Source organism: Klebsiella terrigena (assembly GCF_006539725.1).
Lineage (GTDB): Bacteria > Pseudomonadota > Gammaproteobacteria > Enterobacterales > Enterobacteriaceae > Klebsiella > Klebsiella terrigena.
The window spans coordinates 49,513-71,343 of sequence record NZ_BJNO01000018.1 but is presented as its reverse complement, the minus strand read 5'-3'; the positions used below and the strand labels follow the sequence as shown (position 1 = coordinate 71,343).

At 58.3% G+C, this 21,831-nt stretch carries 22 protein-coding genes and 1 riboswitch; of the genes, 13 read left to right on the top strand and 9 right to left on the bottom strand.

Annotation, left to right across the window (positions count from 1 at the left end):
* Nucleotides 1-47 precede the first annotated feature (47 nt).
* Nucleotides 48-1,481 carry a bifunctional D-glycero-beta-D-manno-heptose-7-phosphate kinase/D-glycero-beta-D-manno-heptose 1-phosphate adenylyltransferase HldE gene (gene hldE, locus RTE01_RS18755; RefSeq protein ID WP_076946620.1) on the top strand — a complete coding sequence of 478 codons (1,434 nt, stop codon included), beginning with the start codon at nucleotides 48-50 and terminating at the stop codon, nucleotides 1,479-1,481.
* Between the two features lie 263 nt (nucleotides 1,482-1,744).
* Nucleotides 1,745-1,954, top strand: a complete 210-nt coding sequence (gene glgS / locus RTE01_RS18750; RefSeq protein WP_115191857.1) for a cell surface composition regulator GlgS — start codon at nucleotides 1,745-1,747, stop codon at nucleotides 1,952-1,954.
* A gap of 29 nt (nucleotides 1,955-1,983) precedes the next feature.
* Here glgS and ubiK read toward each other — a convergent pair whose 3' ends face one another.
* Nucleotides 1,984-2,253, bottom strand: coding sequence for a ubiquinone biosynthesis accessory factor UbiK (gene ubiK / locus RTE01_RS18745; protein ID WP_041147283.1), 270 nt, complete (start codon nucleotides 2,251-2,253; stop codon nucleotides 1,984-1,986).
* Nucleotides 2,254-2,373: 120 nt separating this feature from the next.
* Nucleotides 2,374-2,525, top strand: a riboswitch (FMN riboswitch).
* A 107-nt stretch (nucleotides 2,526-2,632) separates the two neighbouring features.
* Here ubiK and ribB point away from each other — a divergent pair.
* Nucleotides 2,633-3,286: a 3,4-dihydroxy-2-butanone-4-phosphate synthase gene (gene ribB, locus RTE01_RS18740; RefSeq protein WP_045856843.1), complete on the top strand. Its 654-nt coding sequence runs from the start codon at nucleotides 2,633-2,635 to the stop codon at nucleotides 3,284-3,286.
* Nucleotides 3,287-3,342: 56 nt separating this feature from the next.
* On the opposite strand, the gene zupT is transcribed toward ribB, so the two are convergent.
* Nucleotides 3,343-4,113, bottom strand: coding sequence for a zinc transporter ZupT (zupT, locus tag RTE01_RS18735; protein WP_041147281.1), 771 nt, complete (start codon nucleotides 4,111-4,113; stop codon nucleotides 3,343-3,345).
* A 193-nt stretch (nucleotides 4,114-4,306) separates the two neighbouring features.
* Between zupT and ygiD the strand changes: the two genes are divergently transcribed.
* Entirely contained in the window at nucleotides 4,307-5,098 is a 792-nt protein-coding gene (gene ygiD / locus RTE01_RS18730; RefSeq protein WP_041147280.1) for a 4,5-DOPA-extradiol-dioxygenase, read from the top strand.
* A gap of 49 nt (nucleotides 5,099-5,147) precedes the next feature.
* On the opposite strand, the gene RTE01_RS18725 is transcribed toward ygiD, so the two are convergent.
* From RTE01_RS18725 to tolC, 3 genes are all read right to left on the bottom strand, one after another.
* Complete coding sequence (locus tag RTE01_RS18725) at nucleotides 5,148-6,308, bottom strand: glutathionylspermidine synthase family protein (protein WP_134527799.1); 1,161 nt, start codon at nucleotides 6,306-6,308, stop codon at nucleotides 5,148-5,150.
* 5 nt (nucleotides 6,309-6,313) lie between these two features.
* The gene (locus tag RTE01_RS18720; protein ID WP_041147278.1) at nucleotides 6,314-6,985 is read right to left on the bottom strand and encodes a DUF1190 family protein; all 672 of its coding nucleotides are present in this window, start codon (nucleotides 6,983-6,985) and stop codon (nucleotides 6,314-6,316) included.
* Between the two features lie 167 nt (nucleotides 6,986-7,152).
* The gene (gene tolC / locus RTE01_RS18715; protein ID WP_134527796.1) at nucleotides 7,153-8,613 is read right to left on the bottom strand and encodes an outer membrane channel protein TolC; all 1,461 of its coding nucleotides are present in this window, start codon (nucleotides 8,611-8,613) and stop codon (nucleotides 7,153-7,155) included.
* A 195-nt stretch (nucleotides 8,614-8,808) separates the two neighbouring features.
* Here tolC and nudF point away from each other — a divergent pair, with 195 nt between their 5' ends.
* Genes nudF through parE form a run of 5 tightly spaced genes read left to right on the top strand, consistent with a single transcriptional unit; the run spans nucleotide 8,809 to nucleotide 13,213 of the window.
* A complete protein-coding gene (nudF, locus tag RTE01_RS18710) occupies nucleotides 8,809-9,441 on the top strand; it encodes an ADP-ribose diphosphatase (protein ID WP_041147276.1) in 633 nt (210 codons plus the stop codon).
* A complete protein-coding gene (locus RTE01_RS18705; RefSeq protein WP_041147275.1) occupies nucleotides 9,438-9,860 on the top strand; it encodes a DUF1249 family protein in 423 nt (140 codons plus the stop codon). The genes nudF and RTE01_RS18705 overlap by 4 nt, the downstream gene beginning before the upstream one ends.
* A 24-nt stretch (nucleotides 9,861-9,884) precedes the next feature.
* Nucleotides 9,885-10,712 (top strand): 3',5'-cyclic-AMP phosphodiesterase, encoded by an 828-nt coding sequence (cpdA, locus tag RTE01_RS18700; protein WP_123708859.1) that lies wholly within the window; start codon nucleotides 9,885-9,887, stop codon nucleotides 10,710-10,712.
* Nucleotides 10,712-11,287: an esterase YqiA gene (yqiA, locus tag RTE01_RS18695; protein ID WP_134527793.1), complete on the top strand. Its 576-nt coding sequence runs from the start codon at nucleotides 10,712-10,714 to the stop codon at nucleotides 11,285-11,287. Before cpdA ends, yqiA begins: the two co-directional genes overlap by 1 nt.
* A gap of 30 nt (nucleotides 11,288-11,317) precedes the next feature.
* On the top strand, nucleotides 11,318-13,213 hold the full coding sequence (gene parE / locus RTE01_RS18690) for a DNA topoisomerase IV subunit B (protein WP_041147272.1): 1,896 nt from the start codon (nucleotides 11,318-11,320) through the stop codon (nucleotides 13,211-13,213).
* Nucleotides 13,214-13,306: 93 nt separating this feature from the next.
* Here the strand turns inward: parE and RTE01_RS18685 are convergent, their stop codons facing one another.
* The 4 genes from RTE01_RS18685 to qseB all read right to left on the bottom strand — a co-directional run bounded on the left by RTE01_RS18685 (nucleotide 13,307) and on the right by qseB (nucleotide 16,350).
* Nucleotides 13,307-13,621 (bottom strand): putative quinol monooxygenase, encoded by a 315-nt coding sequence (locus RTE01_RS18685; RefSeq protein ID WP_041147271.1) that lies wholly within the window; start codon nucleotides 13,619-13,621, stop codon nucleotides 13,307-13,309.
* A gap of 35 nt (nucleotides 13,622-13,656) precedes the next feature.
* Nucleotides 13,657-14,238: an NAD(P)H-dependent oxidoreductase gene (locus RTE01_RS18680; protein ID WP_041147270.1), complete on the bottom strand. Its 582-nt coding sequence runs from the start codon at nucleotides 14,236-14,238 to the stop codon at nucleotides 13,657-13,659.
* 106 nt (nucleotides 14,239-14,344) lie between these two features.
* Nucleotides 14,345-15,694 carry a quorum sensing histidine kinase QseC gene (qseC, locus tag RTE01_RS18675; protein ID WP_134527790.1) on the bottom strand — a complete coding sequence of 450 codons (1,350 nt, stop codon included), beginning with the start codon at nucleotides 15,692-15,694 and terminating at the stop codon, nucleotides 14,345-14,347.
* Nucleotides 15,691-16,350, bottom strand: a complete 660-nt coding sequence (gene qseB / locus RTE01_RS18670) for a quorum sensing response regulator transcription factor QseB (protein WP_115191863.1) — start codon at nucleotides 16,348-16,350, stop codon at nucleotides 15,691-15,693. Before qseB ends, qseC begins: the two co-directional genes overlap by 4 nt.
* Before the next feature lie 151 nt (nucleotides 16,351-16,501).
* On the opposite strand from qseB, the gene RTE01_RS18665 reads away from it, so the two are divergent.
* The 4 genes from RTE01_RS18665 to ftsP all read left to right on the top strand — a co-directional run bounded on the left by RTE01_RS18665 (nucleotide 16,502) and on the right by ftsP (nucleotide 21,819).
* On the top strand, nucleotides 16,502-16,909 hold the full coding sequence (locus RTE01_RS18665; protein WP_041147267.1) for a YgiW/YdeI family stress tolerance OB fold protein: 408 nt from the start codon (nucleotides 16,502-16,504) through the stop codon (nucleotides 16,907-16,909).
* 147 nt (nucleotides 16,910-17,056) lie between these two features.
* Entirely contained in the window at nucleotides 17,057-19,315 is a 2,259-nt protein-coding gene (gene parC, locus RTE01_RS18660) for a DNA topoisomerase IV subunit A (RefSeq protein ID WP_041147266.1), read from the top strand.
* A 270-nt stretch (nucleotides 19,316-19,585) separates the two neighbouring features.
* Complete coding sequence (gene plsC / locus RTE01_RS18655) at nucleotides 19,586-20,323, top strand: 1-acylglycerol-3-phosphate O-acyltransferase (protein ID WP_041147265.1); 738 nt, start codon at nucleotides 19,586-19,588, stop codon at nucleotides 20,321-20,323.
* Nucleotides 20,324-20,406: 83 nt separating this feature from the next.
* The gene (gene ftsP / locus RTE01_RS18650; RefSeq protein WP_134527787.1) at nucleotides 20,407-21,819 is read left to right on the top strand and encodes a cell division protein FtsP; all 1,413 of its coding nucleotides are present in this window, start codon (nucleotides 20,407-20,409) and stop codon (nucleotides 21,817-21,819) included.
* The last annotated feature ends 12 nt before the right edge of the window (nucleotides 21,820-21,831 follow it).

Sequence of the window (21,831 nt, the reverse complement as noted above, 5' to 3'; positions counted from 1 at the left end):
GGTGTGCTATTATCGCGCGCAAAGTTTGCATCTCGCAGGAGAGAGTAATGAAAGTAACGCTGCCGGAGTTTGAACGAGCAGGAGTGTTGGTGGTTGGCGATGTGATGCTGGACCGCTACTGGTATGGTCCCACCAGCCGTATTTCCCCTGAAGCCCCGGTGCCGGTGGTGAAAGTGGAAAATATCGAAGAGCGTCCCGGCGGCGCGGCAAACGTCGCGATGAACATCGCGTCGCTCGGTGCAACCTCGCGGCTGGTGGGCCTGACCGGGATTGACGATGCCGCCCGCGCGCTGAGTAAAGCGCTGGCCGACGTCAACGTGAAGTGCGACTTCGTTTCGGTGCCGACCCACCCCACCATCACCAAGCTGCGCGTGCTGTCGCGCAACCAGCAGCTGATCCGCCTCGATTTTGAAGAGGGCTTTTCCGGCGTCGATCCGCAGCCGATGCACGAGCGCATTCAGCAGGCGCTGGGCTCTATCGGGGCGCTGGTTCTGTCTGACTATGCGAAAGGCGCGCTGGCCAGCGTGCAGACGATGATTAAGCTGGCGCGGGATGCGGGCGTACCGGTGCTGATCGATCCGAAAGGCACCGAATTCGAGCGCTATCGCGGCGCCACCCTGCTGACCCCGAACCTCTCTGAGTTTGAAGCGGTGGCGGGGAAATGTAAGGACGAAGCGGAAATCGTTGAGCGCGGCCTGAAGATTATTGCTGATTTTGAACTCTCTGCGCTGCTGGTGACCCGCTCCGAGCAGGGCATGACGCTGCTGCAGCCGGGCAAACCGCCGCTGCATATGCCAACCCAGGCGCAGGAAGTGTATGACGTCACCGGTGCCGGCGATACGGTGATTGGCGTACTGGCGGCGACCCTCGCCTCAGGCAATACGCTGGAAGAGGCGTGCTATTTCGCCAACGCGGCGGCCGGCGTGGTTGTCGGCAAGCTGGGGACCTCAACCGTTTCGCCGATTGAGCTGGAAAACGCGGTGCGCGGGCGCGCTGAGACCGGTTTTGGCGTGATGAATGAAGAAGAGCTCAAGCAGGCGGTGGCCGCGGCGCGCAAGCGCGGTGAGAAAGTGGTGATGACCAACGGCGTGTTTGACATCCTGCACGCGGGCCACGTTTCGTATCTGGCAAACGCGCGCAAGCTGGGCGATCGCCTGATTGTGGCGGTTAACAGCGATGCGTCGACAAAACGTCTGAAAGGGGAGTCCCGTCCGGTGAACCCGCTGGAGCAGCGGATGATTGTCCTGGGCGCGCTGGAGGCCGTTGACTGGGTGGTCTCTTTCGAAGAGGACACCCCGCAGCGCCTGATCGCCGGGATCCTGCCGGATCTGCTGGTGAAGGGCGGGGACTATAAGCCGGAACAGATCGCCGGGAGCGAAGAGGTCTGGGCAAACGGCGGCGAAGTGCTGGTGCTCAATTTTGAAGATGGCTGTTCGACCACCAACATTATCAAAAAGATCCAGAAAGATAGCGGGAAGTAATATTTCCCCGCCGAGCGGCGGCTCGACCATCGTCCCGGTAAGCATCGTGCGGCCGGAAAGGTAGCGAGAAAGCCGTACTTAAAGAGGCCTGCGATCGTCCGATCGCGGGCCTTTTTTATTTAATTGATGGCGGAAATGATTCAGCGCAATAATTGTTCTTGTTTTGCGCATTTTTCGCGCAAAAAAAGTTAACGTAAGGATAAATACTGAAGTCAGTAAAGCATATGACCACTCAGAACACCCACAGCTGAAGGAGTATGCGGATGAACCATAACGAACTGTATTCAATGAAGAATTTTGACTTTCTGGCGCTGAGCTTTGCCAGGATGCACGCGCAGGGCCACGTCGTCGATCTCGAGGCCATTGTCGGCAATATGGATGAGGATCATCGTGAATGGTTTTGCCAGCGCTATGCGCTCTACTGTCGTCAGGTTAGCCAGCCAGAGACGCCGGCGACAGAGCTGGAACACTGATACAACAACGGGCCTGATGGCCCGTTTTTTTACTGCTTCTCTTCGACGCTCGGCGCGGCCGTTCGGCTTTCCAGATCGCTAATGCGCTGTTCGAGTAGCGCCAGCTTTTCGCGCGTGCGCAGCAGCACCTGAGTCTGCACGTCAAACTCTTCACGGCTGACCAGATCGAGGCGGGTCAGCTGCGACTGGAGCACCTGACGGATCTTTTTCTCGACGTCTTCCCCAAGGTCACGAAGGCCTTTCGGCATCGATTCATGGACCTGGCGGGCGATTTGTTCAATTTTTTTCGGGTCAATCATGATGGTTTCCTGCTCTGGTCGATTTACCGTCCATTGTAGTGCGATCGGCGCCGCCTATAAACCAGAAATGTTTGAAGCTTATGCATTGCCGAGGATAATCAATAGCGTTATAGTTACTTTGCTTATTCTCAGGGCGGGGCGAAATTCCCCACCGGCGGTAAATCAACCCTAGCGTTGAAAGCCCGCGAGCGCTTTTTGCGAAAGCAAAAAGGTCAGCAGATCCGGTGTAATTCCGGGGCCGACGGTTAGAGTCCGGATGGGAGAGAGTAACGGCTCAGTCGGATTGCGATCCGCTTGCGTTGACTTTTTTGCCGCTTAACCGGCACTCCTAAGACTGCCCTGATTCTGGTAACCATAATTTTAATGAGGTTTTTTTACCATGAATCAGACGCTCCTTTCCTCTTTTGGTACCGCTTTTGAACGCGTAGAACACGCGTTAAATGCACTGCGCGAAGGCCGCGGTGTGATGGTACTTGACGATGAAGACCGTGAAAATGAAGGCGATATGATTTTCGCCGCCGAAACCATGACCGTTGAGCAGATGGCGCTAACTATTCGCCACGGCAGCGGTATTGTTTGCCTGTGCCTGACCGATGAACGCCGCAAGCAGCTCGACCTGCCGATGATGGTGGAAAATAACACCAGCGCCTACGGTACCGGCTTCACCGTGACCATCGAAGCCGCAGAAGGCGTCACGACCGGCGTATCCGCGGCCGACCGCGTCACCACCGTGCGCGCCGCGATTGCCGATGGCGCAAAACCTTCTGACCTGAATCGCCCTGGCCACGTATTCCCGCTGCGCGCCCAGGCGGGCGGCGTGCTGACCCGCGGCGGCCACACCGAAGCCACTATCGATCTGGTGACTCTCGCAGGCTTCAAGCCGGCGGGGGTTCTGTGTGAGCTGACTAACGACGATGGCTCGATGGCCCGCGCGCCGCAGTGCATCGAATTTGCTCAGCAGCACAATATGGCCGTGGTCACCATTGAAGATCTGGTGGCCTATCGCCGCGAGCACGAGCGTAAAGCCAGCTAAGCCGGCTTCGCTGTACTCTAAAGCCCACTTAACCGTGGGCTTTGTTGTTTTTGGCGCTAGCCAATGCCCATCGCCTGCAGGGCCACGAGGCTAAATCCCATCACCGACATACCGCACAGCACGCCATAGCTTGGGTTGCTTTGCGGATCGATCTCTTTTGCCAGCGGCATGAGCTCATCCACCGACAGCGCCACCATAATCCCGGCGACGGCGGCCATAATGGCGCCCATCACCACCGGCGATACCAGACTGCCGAGGATCAGCCAGGCCAGCAGGCCGCCGAGGATCTCGGCCATTCCGGAGAGTCCGGCCCAGAAAACCGCCTTGCGGCGCGAACCCGTTGCGGCATACACCGGGCCGGCAACCGCCAGCCCTTCCGGAATGTTATGCAGGGCGACCGCCAGCGCGACGCCCATACCCAGCTCCAGGTTATTGCTGGCCGTCACAAAGGTGGCGATGCCCTCCGGGAAGTTATGCAGGCTGATACCGAGGGTTAGCAGAATGGCGGCGCGGCGCAGATTGCGCGGGCGCGGGACGCCGGGCGACATCAGATCCTGCGGATGAGCGTGCGGCAGCATACGGTCCAGCGCAAAGTAGCCCAGCAGGCCGATAACAAACATGCCGTAACCGAGCAGCGCCGACATCCCCTCGGCGTTCAGCGCGGCGGGCAGCATCTCCATAAGCGAAATAAGCAGCATGATCCCGGCGGCGAAACCGAGAGAAAAACCCAGCAGACGGTTGGACGGTTTCTGGCCCAGTACGCCGAAAATCGCGCCGATAAAGGTGGCGCTACCGGCCAGCAGGGTCAATATGAGAGGGGATGACATCATTCAGCTCCTTTGATAATGATTATCATTCATAATATCCATCTTACCCGATGGCAGCGAGAGGGAAATGACGCCTTTACCGCGGCTTACATTCAAATTTTCTGATGATGATCATCATGCTTATCTGAGTTTATCCTGATGCAAAAACGCGTAATGTGAAGACATTAAATCTCCTCTACTCAAGGATATCATCATGTCCCTTACCCGAATGCCAGCGTTGTTTTTAGGCCACGGCAGCCCGATGAACGTGCTGGAAGATAACATCTATACCCGCGCCTGGCGGCATCTGGGCGAAACGCTACCGCGTCCGCGGGCGATTGTGGTGGTCTCCGCCCACTGGTTTACGCGCGGTACCGGCGTCACGGCGATGGAAGCACCGAAAACGATCCACGATTTTGGCGGCTTCCCGCAGGCGCTGTACGATACGCACTATCCGGCTCCGGGCTCTCCTGAGCTGGCGCAGCGCCTGGTGGAGCTGCTGGCACCCGTGCCGGTGACGCTGGATAAAGAAGCCTGGGGCTTCGACCACGGCTCGTGGGGCGTGCTTATCAAAATGTATCCGGATGCCGATATTCCGATGGTGCAGCTGAGCATCGACAGCAGCAAGCCGGCGGCCTGGCACCTCGAGATGGGGCGCAGGCTGGCGGCGTTGCGCGATGAAGGCATTATGCTGATTGCGAGCGGTAACGTGGTGCATAACCTGCGCACGGCGCGCTGGCATGGCGAAAGCACGCCGTATCCCTGGGCGGAATCGTTTAACGAGTATGTGAAAACGAACCTGGCCTGGAAAGGGCCGACGGAGGAACACCCGCTGGTGAACTATCTGGCGCACGAGGGCGGATCGCTCTCAAACCCGACGGCGGAACACTTCCTGCCGCTGCTGTACGTGCTGGGTGCCTGGGACGGTGAAGAGCCGATTTCCGTGCCGGTAGAAGGAATGGAAATGGGGTCGCTAAGCATGCTGTCAGTGCTGGTCGGCGCGTAGCGGGAAAGTGCAGATGCCCCGGCAGGCGTAATGCTGCCGGGGCAGGAGACTACTCGACAAAAATATGCGGATAGAAGCGTGAAAGATCCTGGGTGATCAGCGCCCGGTCTTCGCGAACGCCGATCCCGGCTGGCTTATCGTTGATCAGCCAGCTGCCGATCAGCGTATAGCTATCGCCAAACTTCGGCAGCGGATAGAACTCCTGCACGATGGTACCTTCTTCACCGTACGGGCCTTCGACCGCTTCCACCACCTTGCCGTTTTCAACGATCGACACGTTTGCGCCTTCGCGGGAGAAAATCGGCTTGATGACGTATTTCTCCATTTCGGGATGCGCGTCTTCGCTGAACCAGGATGCCAGCAGGTTAGGGTGATTCGGGAACATCTTCCACAGCAGCGGCAGTAGCGCTTTGTTGGAGATAATGCTCTTCCATGCAGGTTCAAGCCAGCGTACGCCGGCGTCTTCCAGCTTGGTGGAGAAGACCTCGCGCAGCATATACTCCCACGGATAAAGCTTGAACAGATTGCCGATGACCTGATCCTGAACGTCGGTAAACTGGCCCTTTTCGCCGAGGCCGATATCTTCGACAAAGAGGAATTCGGTGGCGACGCCGGCTTCGGCCGCGCAGTCCTGCAGATACTGTACGGTACCGCGATCCTCTTCGGTATCGCGGCAGCACGCCATATGCAGCAGCTGGAAGCCAAACTGTTCCCGGAGCTCGGTAAAGCGCTCAATCAGCTTTTCCTGCAGGCTGTTGAACTGGTCGCTGCCTGCCGGCAGCTGGCCGGCGTTGAGCTGATCTTCCAGCCAAATCCACTGAAAGAACGCCGCCTCATACAGCGAGGTTGGCGTATCGGCGTTGTTCTCCAGCAGCTTGGGCTCGCCAACGCCGTCCCACGCCAGGTCGAGGCGCGAATAGAGCGACGGCTGGTTGGTTTTCCACGATTGACGCACGAAGCCCCAGGTGTGTTTGGGGATGCGGAATTTAGCCATCAGATCATCGCTGCCGATCACGGTTTCTACCGCCTGCAGGCACATCTGATGCAGCTCGGCGGTAACGTCTTCCAGTTTCTCAACCTGCGCCAGGGTCAGCTTGTAATAGGCCTCTTCGCTCCAGTACGGCTCGCCGTACATGGTATGAAAGCTAAAGCCATATTCGCTCGCTTTTTCGCGCCAGTCCGGGCGCTCCGTGATGCTGATTCTTTCCATGAGTTTTAGCCGCCCATTGAGCGTTTGGATGAGGTGGTACCTGCGGCGCTACGCTGCATGGTGGACTGTTTCGCCACCGACTCGCCGAAGCCGCCACGGGTAACGGTGCTGGTGGTCGCAGGTTTTGGCGCCATCGCCGTCTTAGGTACGTTCATAGAACGACCCGGCTGCGCTGCGCCGTAGCTCTTGCCACCGGCATCGGTGTACTGACCATAGGCCGGGCTGGCCGGGTTTTTCGAGCTGAACAGCGGCTGCTGCGCGCCCATGCCGCCGCCCATCATGCGGCCCATCATGTAGCCGGCCATCAGCGGCATCCAGAAGCTGCCGCTGCTTTGTGCCTGAGCCTGGTTTTCCGGCGCTACGCCTGCCTGAGCCGGCGTTTGTTGGCACTGGCCTTCACCGAACTCCGCCACGCAATCTTCACGGGTGGCGTATTTTGGCGCGGTACGTTCAGCTTCTTTGGTCGCGTTATTAAAGGCGGTGGTGCACTCTGCGCCTTTGCCAGGGTTGGCCGCAGAGCAGTCATCGGCATTTTGATACAGAGAAACCGTCTCGTCGGTTTTTTCGCAGCCGGCGAGCATAAAGACGGCCGTCACGGCGAGCGCGACCGGCGTCAGATGGCGAGCGCTCCAGCTTTTGCGGAAGGAGGCATGATTAATATTTTTTGTCCGTTTCATTTTTGTCTTCCTGGACCCAGTGGTATGGCGGTTTGTTAACGCTCAGGATAGAGGATGAGTGGTGGAAAATGAAGCGACCAGGGACGGAAAGGAGGGGAAAGGAGGGGATCTTTACGTTGCCTTACGTTTAGCGCTCCGCTTAGCGGAGCGCTATGACGCAACGAAGGTTATTGGCGGAAAGGATTCGCGCTGTTGGTTTTCGTGGTGTGAACGGCTGCCGGTTTAGCCGCTGGCGCCGCGCTGCTGGCGTAGCCGTCTGCGCTGGCGTCCTGCTGCGGGGTTTCCGGCGCAACGCTATCCGGTGAGGTCGCGACAGGTTTGCCCAGCGTATTGTTCAACGCAACCAGATCCTGCTCGTTCAGCGTACCGAGCGCGGACTTGATGTTCAGCTGGTTAATCAGATAGTTATAACGCGCGCTTGAGAGCTGCTGCTTGGCGTTGTACAGCGTAGTTGTCGCATCCAGCACGTCAACGATGGTACGTGTACCAACGGAATAGCCGGCTTCCATCGCATCAAGGGAGCTCTGGGCAGAGACCACGGCCTGTTTGTAGGCATTGATGCTGCTGATAGAGGCGTTGATGTTATTAAAGGATGAGCGAACGGTCTGCACCACGGTGCGGTGCGAGCTTTCCAACTGCTCGCTGGCGCCGACGAAGTTGTACTGCGCCTGTTTCACCTGCGAGTTAACCATCCCGCCCTGATACAGCGGCAGCGAGAAGCTCAGGCCGATTTTGTTCTGGCCGGCATCGTTGTCTGGCGTCGAATTATTGGAACCGCTATATCTGGAGTTGGATACGCCGGTAGAGGCGTTTAAATCCAGCGTCGGCATGTGGCCATCCTGCGCCTGGCGAATCTGTTCACGCGCCAGGTCCTGGTTCAGGCGAGCCTGCAGCAGCGAGAGGTTGCGGTTTTCCGCTTCCTTCAGCAGCGCGTTCACCGTTTCCGGCTTGTTGGTTTTGAAGCCGTCAACGTTCAGCGACGACAGCTGCGGGTAGTAGTTGCCGGTCACCTGACGCAGCGATTCAACCGCGTTGTCGAGGTTGTTACGCGCGGTGACTTCGTTGGCCAGCACGGAGTCGTACTGGGAACGGGCGTTCTGCACGTCGGTAATGGCAACCAGGCCCACGTTAAAACGCTGAGTGGTCTGATCCAACTGACGATAGATCGCCTGCTTCTGCGCTTCGGTATAGGAGAGCGTATCGATGGCGCTCAGCACGTTAAAGTAGGCCGTGGCGGTGTTCAGAATCAGCGTCTGCTGATCGGTCTGATAGGTGACGTCCTGAATACCGGCCGCTTTTTCCTGCAGCGTCAGGGCGCGCCATTTTGACATATCGAACAGCGTTTGCGTGAGCTGCAGCGATCCGCTGGTGACGTTGGAGTCCTGGCCATTGGTGTCGCGATAGCCGTTGGTATAAGTATAATCTGCACCCAGACCGAGCTGAGGCAGTAACGGGCTACGTGCTTCGTTGATCTTTTCGAATGCAGCATCACGATCGGCTGCTGATTTACGCAGGTCAGGGTTGCTGATGCGCGCCTGCTGATAAACCTGCATCAGGTTTTCTGCCTGGCTTATGGCGCTGAAGCCAGTCAGGCCCAGGCCGATAAGGATGGGGAAAAATTTCTTCATTTGCATTCCTTGTTGTGAAGCATAAAGCGCTGCCCAAAAGCTAAATATATCTGCTGATTGTATAGAGTCTGTCGCCGTAAAAAGTTGGCGTTACGTGCCATCCGGCGGTAATTTGCACCAATCTAACATACGGACTGTAAAACGGTAGCCAAACGGCTTATAAATCCCTACTTTCGAATTCGCAGGACACCGACAATGAGCAAGCCCAACAAGCAGGGAATTACCTTCGCTAAAAACGATGTAGAAATTATTGCACGCGAAACGCTTTATCGTGGTTTTTTTTCGCTGGATTTATACCGCTTTCGCCACCGTCTGTTCAACGGCGGGATGAGCGGCGAAGTGACGCGCGAAATTTTTGAGCGCGGGCACGCCGCCGTCTTGCTACCCTTTGACCCGATACGTGATGAAGTTGTGCTGGTCGAGCAGATTCGCATTGCCGCCTATGATACCAGCGAGAGCCCGTGGCTGCTCGAAATGGTTGCCGGCATGATTGAAGAAGGCGAAACGCCCGAGGAGGTCGCCCGCCGTGAAGCGGTGGAGGAGGCGGGCCTTGAAGTCGGCCGGACAAAACCGGTTCTGAGCTATCTGGCCAGCCCCGGCGGCACCAGCGAGAGGCTGTCGATTCTGGTGGGGGAAGTCGATGCGACGACGGCAAAAGGCATCCACGGCCTGGCGGATGAAAATGAGGATATTCGGGTTCATGTGGTCAGCAGGGAGCAGGCCTATCAGTGGGTAGAAGAAGGGAAAATCGACAACGCAGCTTCTGTCATCGCGCTGCAATGGCTGCAGCTGCACTATCACAATTTACGTAATGAGTGGTCAAAATGAAGCGTTATACGCCTGACTTCCCTGAAATGATGCGCCTGTGTGAAACCAATTTTGCCCAGTTGCGCCGCCTGCTGCCTCGAACCGATGCAGTGGGCGATATGGCGGGCTACCAGGTGGGCAGTGCGCAGTACCGGCTAACTATCGTCGAGTCGACCCGCTACACTACACTGGTGTCGATTGAGCAAACCGCGCCGGCGGTGAGCTACTGGAGTTTACCGTCCATGACGGTACGCCTGTATCATGACGCGATGGTGGCCGAAGTGTGTTCGAGTCAGCAGATTTTTCGCTTCAAAGCGCGGTATGATTATCCTAATAAAAAGTTGCATCAACGCGACGAAAAGCATCAAATTAACCAGTTCTTAGCCGACTGGCTGAGATACTGTTTAGCACATGGAGCGATGGCGATTCCGGTTTGTTAGCGTCGTGAAACCTAAGGACACCATTTGGAAAGCCTGTTAAACCTTCCTTTGGCTGGTGAGGCCAGAGTCAGGATATTACAAATTACTGATACTCACCTGTTTGCTGAAAAACATGAAACGCTGTTAGGCATCAATACCTGGGAAAGCTATCAGGCCGTGCTGGAAGCCATCCACGCCTCGCAGCGCCAGTGCGATCTGATTGTCGCGACAGGCGATCTGGCACAGGACCACTCGGCCGCGGCCTATCAGCACTTCGCTGAGGGTATCGCGAGTTTTGCTGCGCCCTGCGTCTGGCTGCCGGGCAATCATGACTTTCAGCCGGCAATGTACAGCACGCTGCAGGAATCAGGCATTTCCCCCGCCAAGCGCGTTTTGCTCGGCGATCGCTGGCAAATACTGCTGCTGGACAGCCAGGTATTCGGCGTTCCCCACGGTGAATTAAGCGATTTTCAGCTGGAGTGGCTTGAGCACAAGCTCGCGGCAGAACCGGAACGCTATACGCTGCTGCTGCTGCATCATCATCCTCTCGCCTCGGGCTGCAGCTGGCTGGATCAGCATAGCCTGCGCAACGCCGCGGCGCTCGATCGCGCGCTAGCCGCCTTTCCCCGCGTCAGGCATCTGCTGTGCGGTCATATTCATCAGGAGCTGGATCTCAACTGGGGCGGGCGACGCATGATGGCCACGCCGTCAACCTGCGTGCAGTTTAAGCCGCACTGCGACAACTTCACGCTGGATACCGTTTCTCCCGGCTGGCGCTGGCTGGATCTGCATCCCGACGGCACCCTGACGACCGAAGTTTGCCGCCTTAGCGGCGTGAAATTTCACCCGGATATCGCTTCAGAAGGATACTGATGGCTACGCTCCTCTATCTACACGGATTTAACAGCTCGCCGCGCTCGGCTAAAGCGACGGCGCTGAAGGCGTGGCTGGCGCAAAATTATCCTGAAATTAACATGGTGGTACCGGAGCTGCCGGTTTTCCCCGCTGAAGCGGCGGAGCTGCTGGAAGCGATCGTTCTCGAGCACGGCGGGGAACCGCTGGGCGTTGTCGGCTCTTCGCTGGGAGGCTACTACGCAACCTGGCTATCGCAGTGTTTTATGCTGCCGACTGTGGTTGTAAACCCGGCCGTACGCCCGTTTGAGCTGCTGAACAATTTCCTCGGCCTCAATGAGAATCCGTACACGGGGCAGCAATATGTGCTAGAGTCTCGCCATATTTACGATCTCAAAGTCATGCAAATCGACCCGCTGGAATCGCCTGATTTACTCTGGCTGTTACAGCAAACGGGCGATGAAGTGCTGGATTATCGCCAGGCCGTTAGCTACTACGCTTCATGTCGGCAGACGGTAGAGGAGGGCGGCAATCATGCATTTGTCGGCTTTGAAGATCATTTCACTCAGATTATCGATTTTCTGGGCCTGCGCTAAGCATTCCTGGACTACCTACGAATACACACCATGACGCAATCTTCATACAACGCTGATGCCATTGAGGTACTCACCGGGCTAGAGCCGGTTCGCCGCCGCCCGGGAATGTACACCGACACGACACGTCCTAACCATCTTGGTCAGGAAGTTATTGATAACAGTGTGGATGAAGCACTGGGCGGCCACGCCAAACGCGTGGAAGTCATTCTTCATGCCGATCAATCGCTGGAAGTTATCGACGACGGACGAGGAATGCCGGTTGATATCCATCCTGAAGAAGGGGTTCCGGCGGTTGAGCTGATCATGTGTCGGCTGCACGCCGGCGGCAAGTTTTCCGGCAAGAACTACCAGTTCTCCGGCGGCCTGCATGGGGTAGGTATTTCGGTGGTCAACGCCCTGTCGAAGCGCGTTGAGGTTAATGTACGCCGCGACGGCCAGGTCTACAGCATTGCGTTTGAGAACGGCGATAAGGTTGAAGAGCTGCACGTCACCGGCACCTGCGGCAAGCGTAATACCGGTACCAGCGTCCACTTCTGGCCGGATGAAAGCTTCTTCGACAGCCCGCGCTTCTCCGTATCGCGCCTGACCCATTTGCTCAAAGCCAAAGCCGTACTGTGCCCCGGCGTGGAGATCGTCTTCCGTGACCTGGTGAACAACAGCGAGCAGCGCTGGTGCTATGAAGATGGCCTGACGGACTATCTGCGCGAAGCGGTGAACGGCCTGCCGCTGCTGCCGGAACAGCCGTTTGTCGGCAACTTCTCCGGTGAAACCGAAGCGGTCGACTGGGCGCTGCTGTGGCTGCCGGAAGGCGGCGAGCTGTTAACCGAAAGCTACGTCAACCTGATCCCGACCATGCAGGGCGGGACGCACGTTAACGGCCTGCGCCAGGGCCTGCTGGAGGCGATGCGCGAGTTCTGCGAATATCGCAATATTCTGCCGCGCGGCGTCAAGCTCTCGGCGGAGGATATCTGGGATCGCTGCGCCTACGTGCTGTCGGTAAAAATGCAGGATCCGCAGTTCGCCGGCCAGACCAAAGAGCGCCTCTCCTCGCGCCAGTGCGCGGCCTTCGTTTCCGGCGTGGTAAAAGACGCCTTTAGCCTGTGGCTGAACCAGAACGTTCAGGCCGCGGAGCTGCTGGCTGAAATGGCGATTTCCAGCGCCCAGCGCCGGATGCGCGCGGCCAAGAAGGTGGTGCGTAAAAAGCTGACCAGCGGCCCTGCGCTGCCGGGCAAGCTGGCGGACTGTACCGCCCAGGATCTCAACCGTACCGAGCTGTTCCTCGTGGAAGGGGACTCGGCGGGCGGCTCTGCCAAGCAGGCGCGCGATCGTGAGTATCAGGCGATCATGCCGCTGAAGGGCAAGATCCTCAATACCTGGGAGGTCTCCTCCGATGAAGTGCTGGCCTCGCAGGAGGTGCATGATATTTCGGTGGCGATCGGTATCGATCCGGATAGCGATGATTTGAGCCAGCTGCGCTACGGCAAGATCTGTATCCTCGCGGATGCGGACTCCGACGGCCTGCACATCGCCACGCTGCTCTGCGCGCTGTTCGTTAAGCACTTCCGCACGCTGGTCAAGCACGGACACGTCCACGTGGCGCTGCCGCCGCTGTACCGCATCGACCTCGGCAAAGAGGTTTACTACGCGCTGACGGAAGAAGAGAAAGCCGGGGTGCTTGAGCAGCTCAAGCGCAAGAAGGGTAAGCCGAACGTTCAGCGCTTTAAAGGGCTGGGCGAAATGAACCCGATGCAGCTGCGTGAAACTACGCTTGACCCCAATACCCGCCGCCTGGTTCAGCTGATTATCAGCGATGAGGACGAGCAGCAGACCAACGCGATGATGGATATGCTGTTAGCCAAGAAGCGCTCGGAAGATCGCCGCAACTGGCTGCAGGAAAAAGGCGATATGGCGGATATTGAAGCCTGATCCGGCTGACCGCGGTAAGCATACAAAAAAGGGAGCCAGTGGCTCCCTTTTTGCTGGCCGGCATAGCGCAGGCCAGCGGATCTACTTATTGACTTAAACGCCCGGCTGCAGGATGCGAATGCTGGTTTCCAGCACGTCGCCCTTCACCGCTTCGCCGTACGCTTTCATATGCGGGGTTTGCAGGTGCGCTTCGAGATGCGCCACGCTTTCCCACTGCTCAACCATGACGATAGAGTCAGGCGAAGTGGTCTGAAAACTAACGCCAGCGGCGTGGTCAACCAGCGGCGCATAGCCGTGGCAGCCCTCTTCCTGCAAAACCGCAGGAATAATTTTTGCGAACTGATCGAGCACCGCCTGGCGATGGTGCTGGCCCGGGCGGGTGCGAATTTCTGCAATCACTGTCAACATGATGTACTCAACTCCTTCTGTATGTAGATCTTTAGTTAACCAAAAATCTGCGCCAGATGCTTGCGATATTCTGCGATGTAATGCGGAACATCAGGCATTTTAATCACGTCGTTGGCGATAAACGTCGGCAGGGCGGTCATACCGAGGAACTGATTGGCTTTGTGGAACGGCAGGTAAACGCCGTCGACGCCGACTCCGTGGAAGAACTGCTCTTCATCGGTAAAGGCGTCCATCGGGGCGTTCCAGGTCAGGGAGAGCATGTAGCGCTTGCCCTGAATTAACCCGCCTGAGCCATATTTTTTGCTGGCATCGGAGCGGGTGCGGCCGTCGCTGGCGTACAGCGAGCCGTGGCCTTCGGTGAAGACATCATCGATATACTTTTTCACGGTCCAGGGCGCGCCCATCCACCAGCCCGGCATTTGCCAGATGATGACGTCGGCCCAGAGGAAATTTTGTACTTCTGCTTTAACGTCGTATTCGCTTTCGGCGCGGACGATTTTAACATCATGCCCGGCGTCGCGCAGATACCCATCCGCGACCTCGGTCAGGGTGTCGTTCAGCTGGCCGTTAGAGTGAGCGAATTTTTTCGCTCCGTTGATAATCAGAATGTTGCTCATTTTTTACCCCTGGCGTTTCAATTTTGTCGACTATTTTACCCCGCAGGGCGGGGCGGTAAAATGAGCAAAATGTGCAAAGTCTTTTGCTTTTTTCGCAATAATCACGCTACCAGCCGACCCGCACTTCAAAGCCGCCGTCGGGAGCATTACCGAAGGTGACGGTCATGCCGTGCAGGGCGGCAATACGCCGGACGATAGACAGCCCCAGTCCGCTGCCCGGCGCATCCTGGCCGGGAGGGCGATAAAAGCGCTCGCCGAGACGCGCCAGCGCTTCGGCGCTGATACCCGGGCCGTTATCGCAAACGCGAAATCCGCGGGCGTCGAGGGTAATATCCACCCGGCTTCCGCGCGGGCTGTAGCGCACGGCGTTATCCAGCAGGTTACGCACCAGCAGGCCAAGCAGCAGCGGCTGACCCACGTGCGTCACCTGCGCGGCATGCGGATGCAGACGCAGCTCGATGCCCGCCTGCTGCGCCGGATGGTACATCTCCATCACCGCCGACTGCAGCAGCTCGTTGATGGTAACGCTGTCCACGTCCTCGAGCGCGGCCAGGGAGTCGAGGCGCGACAGGGTCAGGAGCTGATCGACCAGCCGGGTTGCGCGATCGATCCCGACGTGCAGCTGCGCCAGCGCTTTTTCACGTCCCTGAGGGTCGTCCATCGACAGCTGGGCAACCTCGGTTTGCACCTTCAGCGCTGCCAGCGGGCTGCGCAGCTCGTGGGCGGCGTCGGAGGTAAAGCGGCGCTCGCGGATCATGGTGTCGTGAGTTCGGGCAAACAGCTGATTGAGCGCATCGACCAGCGGGCGGACTTCGCTGGGGATACTATCGACGTTAAGCGATTCCGCCGAGTCCGGCGCGCGCAGGCGCAGGGTGCGGGCGAGCCGCTTCAGCGGCGCCAGCTCCCGGCTGAGCAGAACGATCAGCAGCAGGAACATCAGCGGCAGCGCCACCAGCCAGGGGGTAAGCTGGGAGGTGACGATATCTAGCGCCATCTCCCGGCGATAGTCCCACTCCTGGCCGACGACAATGCGGTAGCGGCCATCGGCGGTGGTGAGCTGCAGGAAGCGCCACTCATCGTCATCGTTACGCAGGTAGCCGTCGCTGAAGCCTTCCCGCAGCCTATTCCACGGAATATCTTCGCCGTTTTCGCCATCGTGCAGCACCATGTTGCCGTCGGTGGTGAAGATGGCGAAGGCCAGCGCGTCGTCGTCAAGGTGGCCATGCCTGACCTTCTTTTTCACCCGTACCTGCGGGGGAGCGGTATGCAGCTCATCGAAATTCATCGCGCTCAGACGGCGGGCAAACAGCAGCTGCTGGGTATCAAACAGCTTATCCAGCTTGTGGGCGGTCTGCTGCCAGGCAATAAACGAGGCTATTCCCCATGCCAGGCTGGTGAGCAGGAAGAAAAGTAGCGTCAGACGAACGCGCAGGCTTAGCCGACCCAGCCGCTTCATGCGTCCCCCAGGGTGTAGCCAATGCCGTGAACGGTACGAATAAACTCGCTCCCGAGCTTGCGGCGCAGATGGTGCACGTGAACCTCCACGGCGTTGCTTGAGACATCGTCATCCCAGCTATAGAGCTTTTCTTCAATGAGCTTGCGCGGCAGCACGCGCCCGGCGTTACGCATCAGCAGCTCGAGCAGGGCGAACTCTTTGGGCTTTAGCGCCAGCGGCTCCCCGGCGAGGGTGACCGTCAGGCGTCCGGGGTCGAGGGTGACGTTTCCGTGGCGCAGCTCGCTGCTGCTCTGGCCGTGGGCGCGACGGATCAGCGCCTCGAGGCGGGCGGCAACCTCAATAAGGGCGAAAGGCTTACACAGATAGTCATCGGCGCCGAGCCGAAGCCCTTCGACCCGCTGGCTGAGCGCATCGCGCGCGGTGAGGATCAGCACCGGCTCGTGGTGACCTTTATCGCGCCATTCGCGCAGGATATCGAGGCCGTCGATGCCGGGCAGCGTCAAATCAAGGATGACCGCGTCATAGGGAGCGGCGTAGAGCGCGGCTTTTCCCTCTTCACCGCGGGTGAACCAGTCGATGCTAAAGCCCATTTTGCTCAGCCCGGCCTTGATGCCGTCGCCGATGAGTTTGTCGTCTTCCACCACTAAAATACGCATTGGCCTGCTCCTGTGGCTCGCGGATGTATGCGCAGTAAAACGCGTTGCGGCGCGTTCTGTACAGCAATAAAATTTCTTTTTTCCGCTTAAGAAGTTGTTAAGTTCTGCCAGGCTTAATAGTGACGATATCAACATAAAGGGAGAACACATCATGAAGAAAATCGCCGCAATTACCGCAATCGTTGCTTTAGTTTCTATGCCGGTGCTGGCCGCCGAGCAGGGTGGTTTTTCCGGCCCTGGCGCCGCGCAAACCAGCCAGACAACCGCGCAAAAAGGCGGCTTTGTGGGCCCGAACGGCAGCGTGACGACGGTGGAGAATGCCAAATCCCTGCGTGACGACACCTGGGTGACCCTGCGCGGTAAAATCGTTGAGCGCATTTCCGACGATCTTTACAAATTCCAGGATGCCTCCGGGACGGTGAATGTCGATATTGACCACAAGCGCTGGAATGGCGTCACCGTGACCCCGAAGGATACGGTCGAAATTCAGGGTGAGGTCGATAAGGACTGGAACTCGGTGGAAATCGACGTGAAGCAGATAAGCAAAGTCGCCCCGTAAAGCCTCTGAGCGGGGCGCCGCTGCCGCTCCGCGTAGCAGAATCCTCAACCGGTCTAACGCCCTGTGACTCAGGGCGTTAGATAGGGTATTATCGCGGGTAGTTTTGCCGTCCGAACGGTCGGTACCCAGATTGAGGATTCACGATTAATGAGCGATATGGCAGAGCGCCTTGCGCTGCATGAATTTACGGAAAACGCCTACCTGAATTATTCCATGTACGTCATCATGGACAGGGCGTTGCCGTTCATTGGCGATGGCCTGAAACCGGTCCAGCGGCGCATCGTTTATGCGATGTCCGAACTGGGTCTGAACGCCACCGCTAAATTCAAAAAATCCGCGCGCACCGTCGGCGACGTGCTGGGTAAATATCACCCGCACGGCGATAGCGCCTGCTATGAGGCGATGGTGCTGATGGCGCAGCCGTTCTCTTACCGCTACCCGCTGGTGGACGGTCAGGGCAACTGGGGCGCCCCGGACGATCCCAAATCCTTCGCCGCGATGCGTTATACCGAATCCCGCCTGTCAAAGTATGCGGAGCTGCTGCTGGGCGAGCTGGGTCAGGGAACCGTTGACTGGGTACCTAACTTTGACGGTACGATGCAGGAGCCGAAAATGCTGCCTGCGCGTTTGCCGAATATTCTGCTCAACGGCACCACCGGTATCGCCGTGGGGATGGCCACCGATATTCCGCCGCACAACCTGCGCGAAGTGGCCAAAGCGGCCATCACCCTGATTGAAAAGCCGCAGACCTCGCTCGACGAACTGCTGGATATCGTTCACGGGCCGGACTACCCCACCGAAGCTGAAATCATCACCCCGCGCGCCGAGATCCGCAAAATCTATCAGAACGGTCGCGGCTCGGTTCGCATGCGTGCGGTGTGGAAAAAAGAGGACGGCGCGGTGGTGATTAGCGCCCTGCCGCATCAGGTTTCCGGCGCCCGCGTGCTGGAGCAAATCGCCGCCCAGATGCGCAATAAAAAGCTGCCGATGGTTGACGATCTGCGCGACGAGTCGGATCACGAAAACCCGACCCGCCTGGTTATCGTCCCGCGCTCTAATCGCGTGGATATGGATCAGGTCATGAACCATCTGTTCGCGACCACCGATCTCGAAAAAAGCTACCGCATCAACCTGAATATGATTGGCCTGGACAACCGTCCGGCGGTCAAAAACCTGCTGGAGATCCTGACGGAGTGGCTCACCTTCCGTCGCGATACCGTCCGTCGCCGCCTGAACTATCGTCTGGAGAAGGTGCTCAAGCGCCTGCACATCCTAGAAGGTTTGCTGGTTGCGTTCCTCAACATCGATGAAGTTATCGAAATTATCCGCCACGAAGATGAGCCCAAGCCGGCCCTGATGTCGCGCTTTGGCATCAGCGAAACGCAGGCGGAAGCAATCCTCGAACTGAAGCTGCGTCATCTCGCCAAACTGGAAGAGATGAAAATTCGCGGCGAGCAGGGCGAGCTGGAAAAAGAGCGCGATCATCTGCAGGCTATTCTGGCGTCCGAGCGCAAGATGAATAACCTGCTGAAGAAAGAGCTGCAGGCCGACGCCGACGCGTTTGGCGACGACCGCCGTTCGCCGCTGCGCGAGCGTGAAGAAGCGAAGGCGATGAGCGAGCACGATATGCTGCCGTCCGAACCGGTGACCATCGTGCTGTCGCAAATGGGCTGGGTGCGCAGCGCCAAAGGCCATGACATTGACGCTCAGGGGCTAAGCTACAAGGCGGGAGACAGCTGGAAGGCGTCGTCGAAGGGCAAGAGCAACCAGCCGGTGGTATTTATCGATACAACCGGGCGCAGCTACGCCATCGATCCGATTACCCTGCCGTCGGCCCGCGGCCAGGGCGAGCCGATTACCGGCAAGCTCACGCTGCCGCCGGGCGCCAGCGTCGAACATATGCTGATGGAAGGTGACGACCAGAAGCTGCTGATGGCCTCTGACGCCGGCTACGGCTTTGTCTGCACCTTCAACGACCTCGTCGCGCGCAACCGCGCCGGTAAGGCACTGATCTCGCTGCCGGAAAATGCGCGGGTGATGCCGCCGCTGGTGATTGAAAACGAGTCCGACATGCTGCTGGCCATCACCTCTGCCGGACGCATGCTGATGTTCCCGGTCAGCGATCTGCCGCAGCTGTCGAAAGGCAAAGGTAATAAAATCATCAATATTCCGTCTGCGGATGCCGCTTCCGGGCAGGATGGCCTGGCGCACCTGTTCGTGCTGCCGCCGCAGAGTACGCTGACGATCCACGTCGGTAAACGGAAGATCAAGCTGCGTCCGGAAGAGCTGCAAAAAGTCACCGGCGAGCGCGGTCGCCGCGGTTCGCTGATGCGCGGGCTGCAGAAAATCGATCGCGTGGACGTTGATTCGCCTCATCGCGCCTCGGCGGGCGATAGCGAAGAGTAATACGGGCACCCGCCTCCACAGGGAGGCGGGTGTTAACATTTGCCGCCAAATCGTTGTTTATTCGGCCGTTGCGATTAACAATAGACGCAAAATCATTCAAGATATGCCGGGGTAGTCAGTCGCTCCCGGCGTCTTCAACGGGCGAATAACGAATCTGTATCCTGATTAATACCAGCGGCGGTCCGCAAGGGCCGGACAGGGCAGCCTGCGCACAAGCAGCCTGCGGTATAACGGGTATTATTCTCGGCGGTTTGGGTTTTAGAGGTAGCTATGCTATTTATTTTTCGACTAATTATCGTTGTTATTTACTGTATCTTTGTGTGCATATTTGGCTGTATTTACTGCTTGTTCAGCCCGCGTAACCCGAAACACGTGGCGACCTTTGGTCATCTTTTTGGTCGACTCTCTCCGGTATTCGGCCTGAAGGTGGAAACGCGCAAGCCCGCCGGAGCGGAAAGCTACGGCAACGCGATATACATCGCTAATCACCAGAACAACTATGATATGGTGACGGCGGCAAACATCGTGCAGCCGCCTACCGTCACCGTGGGTAAAAAGAGCCTGCTGTGGGTGCCGTTCTTTGGCCTGCTGTACTGGCTGACGGGAAACCTGCTGATCGACCGTAATAACCGGACCAAGGCGCACGGAACCATCGCCCAGGTGGTGGATACGTTTAAAAAACGCAAAATATCTTTTTGGATGTTCCCGGAAGGTACGCGCAGCCGCGGCCGCGGCCTGCTGCCGTTTAAAACCGGCGCTTTTCACGCGGCTATCGCCGCTGGCGTGCCGATTATTCCGGTATGCGTTTCCAATACATCGAATAAAATTAAGCTCAATCGCCTGAATAACGGCCTGGTGATTGTTGAAATGCTGCCGCCGGTTGATACCAGCGGGTTTGGTAAAGACGGCGTGCGCGCGCTGGCGAAACACTGCCGCGAGCTGATGGCCGCGAAGATTGAAGAGCTGGATCGCGAAGTGGCTGAACGTGAAGCCGCGGGTAAGCAATAAACAGGAAACGCCGCGGTAACGCGAGCCGGTGCTAGCGGGAAATGAATTCCCTTTCTGATTTGTCAGTATTTCATGGAGTTAATATGTCACTCAGTCGGCGTCAGTTTATTAAGGTTTCAGGCGTAGCGCTGTGCGCGGGCGCCGCGCCGCTGAACGCACGTGCCGCCGGCCAACAGCCAGCACTGCCGGTTCCTCCGCTGCTCGAGTCCCGCCGCGGTCAGCCGCTGTTTTTAACCCTGCAGCGCGCGCACTGGTCATTTACGCCGGGTACCCGCGCGTCGGTGTGGGGCGTGAACGGCCGCTATCTTGGGCCGACCATTCGCGTATGGAACGGCGATGACGTTAAGCTGATTTACAGCAACCGGCTGACTGAAAACGTCGCCATGACCATCCGCGGCCTGCAGGTTCCCGGCCCGCTGATTGGCGGCGCGGCGCGCATGATGTCGCCGAACGCCGACTGGGCGCCGGTGCTGCCTATCCGCCAGAGCGCCTCCACCCTGTGGTACCAGGCGAATACGCCAAACCATATGGCCCAGCAGGTCTACAACGGCCTGGCGGGGATGTGGCTGGTGGAGGACGAGATCAGCAAAAACCTTCCCATTCCTAACCACTACGGCGTGGATGATTTTCCGGTCATCATCCAGGACAAGCGGCTGGATAACTTCGGCACGCCTGAATACAGCGAGCCGGGCAGCGGCGGCTTCGTCGGCGATACGCTGCTGGTGAATGGCGTACAGGGCCCGTACGTGGAGGTTTCGCGCGGCTGGGTGCGTCTGCGCCTGCTGAACGCCTCTAACTCCCGCCGCTACCAGCTGCAGATGAGCGACGGTCGACTGCTGCACGTTATCTCCGGCGATCAGGGATTTCTGCCGGCGCCGGTCTCGCTGAAGCAGCTCTCTCTGGCTCCCGGCGAGCGGCGTGAGATCCTGGTGGATATGACCAACGGTGATGAGGTGTCGATTACCTGCGGCGAGGCGGCGAGCATCGTCGATCGCATTCGCGGTTTCTTCGAGCCCTCAAGCATCCTGATTTCGACGCTGCTTTTAACCCTGCGCCCAACGGGCCTGCTGCCGCTGGTTACCGACAGCCTGCCGGTACGCCTGCTGCCGACGGAAATTTTAACCGGCACGCCGATCCGCAGCCGCGATATCTCGCTCGGCGACGATCCGGGAATTAACGGCCAGCTATGGGATCCGCAGCGCATTGATATTACCGCCCAGCAGGGCACCTGGGAGCGCTGGACGGTGCGTGCCGACCGGCCGCAGTCGTTCCACATCGAAGGGGTGATGTTCCAGGTGCGCAACGTCAACGGCTCGACGCCGTTCCCGGAGGACCGCGGCTGGAAAGATACCGTCTGGATCGACGGACAGGTGGAGCTGCTGGTGTACTACACGCAGCCGTCGTGGTCGCATTTCCCGTTCCAGTTCCTTAGCCAGACCCTGGAACTCGCCGACCGCGGCTCGATTGGCCAGATCCTGGTTAACCCGGCGCCGTAACGCCCGCAACCC

Bases quoted from the DNA above. Each gene is read 5' to 3' on its own strand.
- parC (WP_041147266.1), top strand. From the start codon at position 17,057: ATGAGCGATATGGCAGAGCGCCTTGCGCTGCATGAATTTACGGAAAAC.
- RTE01_RS18685 (WP_041147271.1), bottom strand. From the start codon at position 13,621: ATGTTGACAGTGATTGCAGAAATTCGCACCCGCCCGGGCCAGCACCAT.
- glgS (WP_115191857.1), top strand. From the start codon at position 1,745: ATGAACCATAACGAACTGTATTCAATGAAGAATTTTGACTTTCTGGCG.
- RTE01_RS18725 (WP_134527799.1), bottom strand. From the start codon at position 6,308: ATGGAAAGAATCAGCATCACGGAGCGCCCGGACTGGCGCGAAAAAGCG.
- ubiK (WP_041147283.1), bottom strand. From the start codon at position 2,253: ATGATTGACCCGAAAAAAATTGAACAAATCGCCCGCCAGGTCCATGAA.
- zupT (WP_041147281.1), bottom strand. From the start codon at position 4,113: ATGTCATCCCCTCTCATATTGACCCTGCTGGCCGGTAGCGCCACCTTT.
- qseB (WP_115191863.1), bottom strand. From the start codon at position 16,350: ATGCGTATTTTAGTGGTGGAAGACGACAAACTCATCGGCGACGGCATC.
- hldE (WP_076946620.1), top strand. From the start codon at position 48: ATGAAAGTAACGCTGCCGGAGTTTGAACGAGCAGGAGTGTTGGTGGTT.
- ftsP (WP_134527787.1), top strand. From the start codon at position 20,407: ATGTCACTCAGTCGGCGTCAGTTTATTAAGGTTTCAGGCGTAGCGCTG.
- ribB (WP_045856843.1), top strand. From the start codon at position 2,633: ATGAATCAGACGCTCCTTTCCTCTTTTGGTACCGCTTTTGAACGCGTA.
- nudF (WP_041147276.1), top strand. From the start codon at position 8,809: ATGAGCAAGCCCAACAAGCAGGGAATTACCTTCGCTAAAAACGATGTA.
- tolC (WP_134527796.1), bottom strand. From the start codon at position 8,613: ATGAAGAAATTTTTCCCCATCCTTATCGGCCTGGGCCTGACTGGCTTC.
- RTE01_RS18680 (WP_041147270.1), bottom strand. From the start codon at position 14,238: ATGAGCAACATTCTGATTATCAACGGAGCGAAAAAATTCGCTCACTCT.
- qseC (WP_134527790.1), bottom strand. From the start codon at position 15,694: ATGAAGCGGCTGGGTCGGCTAAGCCTGCGCGTTCGTCTGACGCTACTT.
- RTE01_RS18720 (WP_041147278.1), bottom strand. From the start codon at position 6,985: ATGAAACGGACAAAAAATATTAATCATGCCTCCTTCCGCAAAAGCTGG.
- RTE01_RS18705 (WP_041147275.1), top strand. From the start codon at position 9,438: ATGAAGCGTTATACGCCTGACTTCCCTGAAATGATGCGCCTGTGTGAA.
- RTE01_RS18665 (WP_041147267.1), top strand. From the start codon at position 16,502: ATGAAGAAAATCGCCGCAATTACCGCAATCGTTGCTTTAGTTTCTATG.
- ygiD (WP_041147280.1), top strand. From the start codon at position 4,307: ATGTCCCTTACCCGAATGCCAGCGTTGTTTTTAGGCCACGGCAGCCCG.
- yqiA (WP_134527793.1), top strand. From the start codon at position 10,712: ATGGCTACGCTCCTCTATCTACACGGATTTAACAGCTCGCCGCGCTCG.
- parE (WP_041147272.1), top strand. From the start codon at position 11,318: ATGACGCAATCTTCATACAACGCTGATGCCATTGAGGTACTCACCGGG.
- plsC (WP_041147265.1), top strand. From the start codon at position 19,586: ATGCTATTTATTTTTCGACTAATTATCGTTGTTATTTACTGTATCTTT.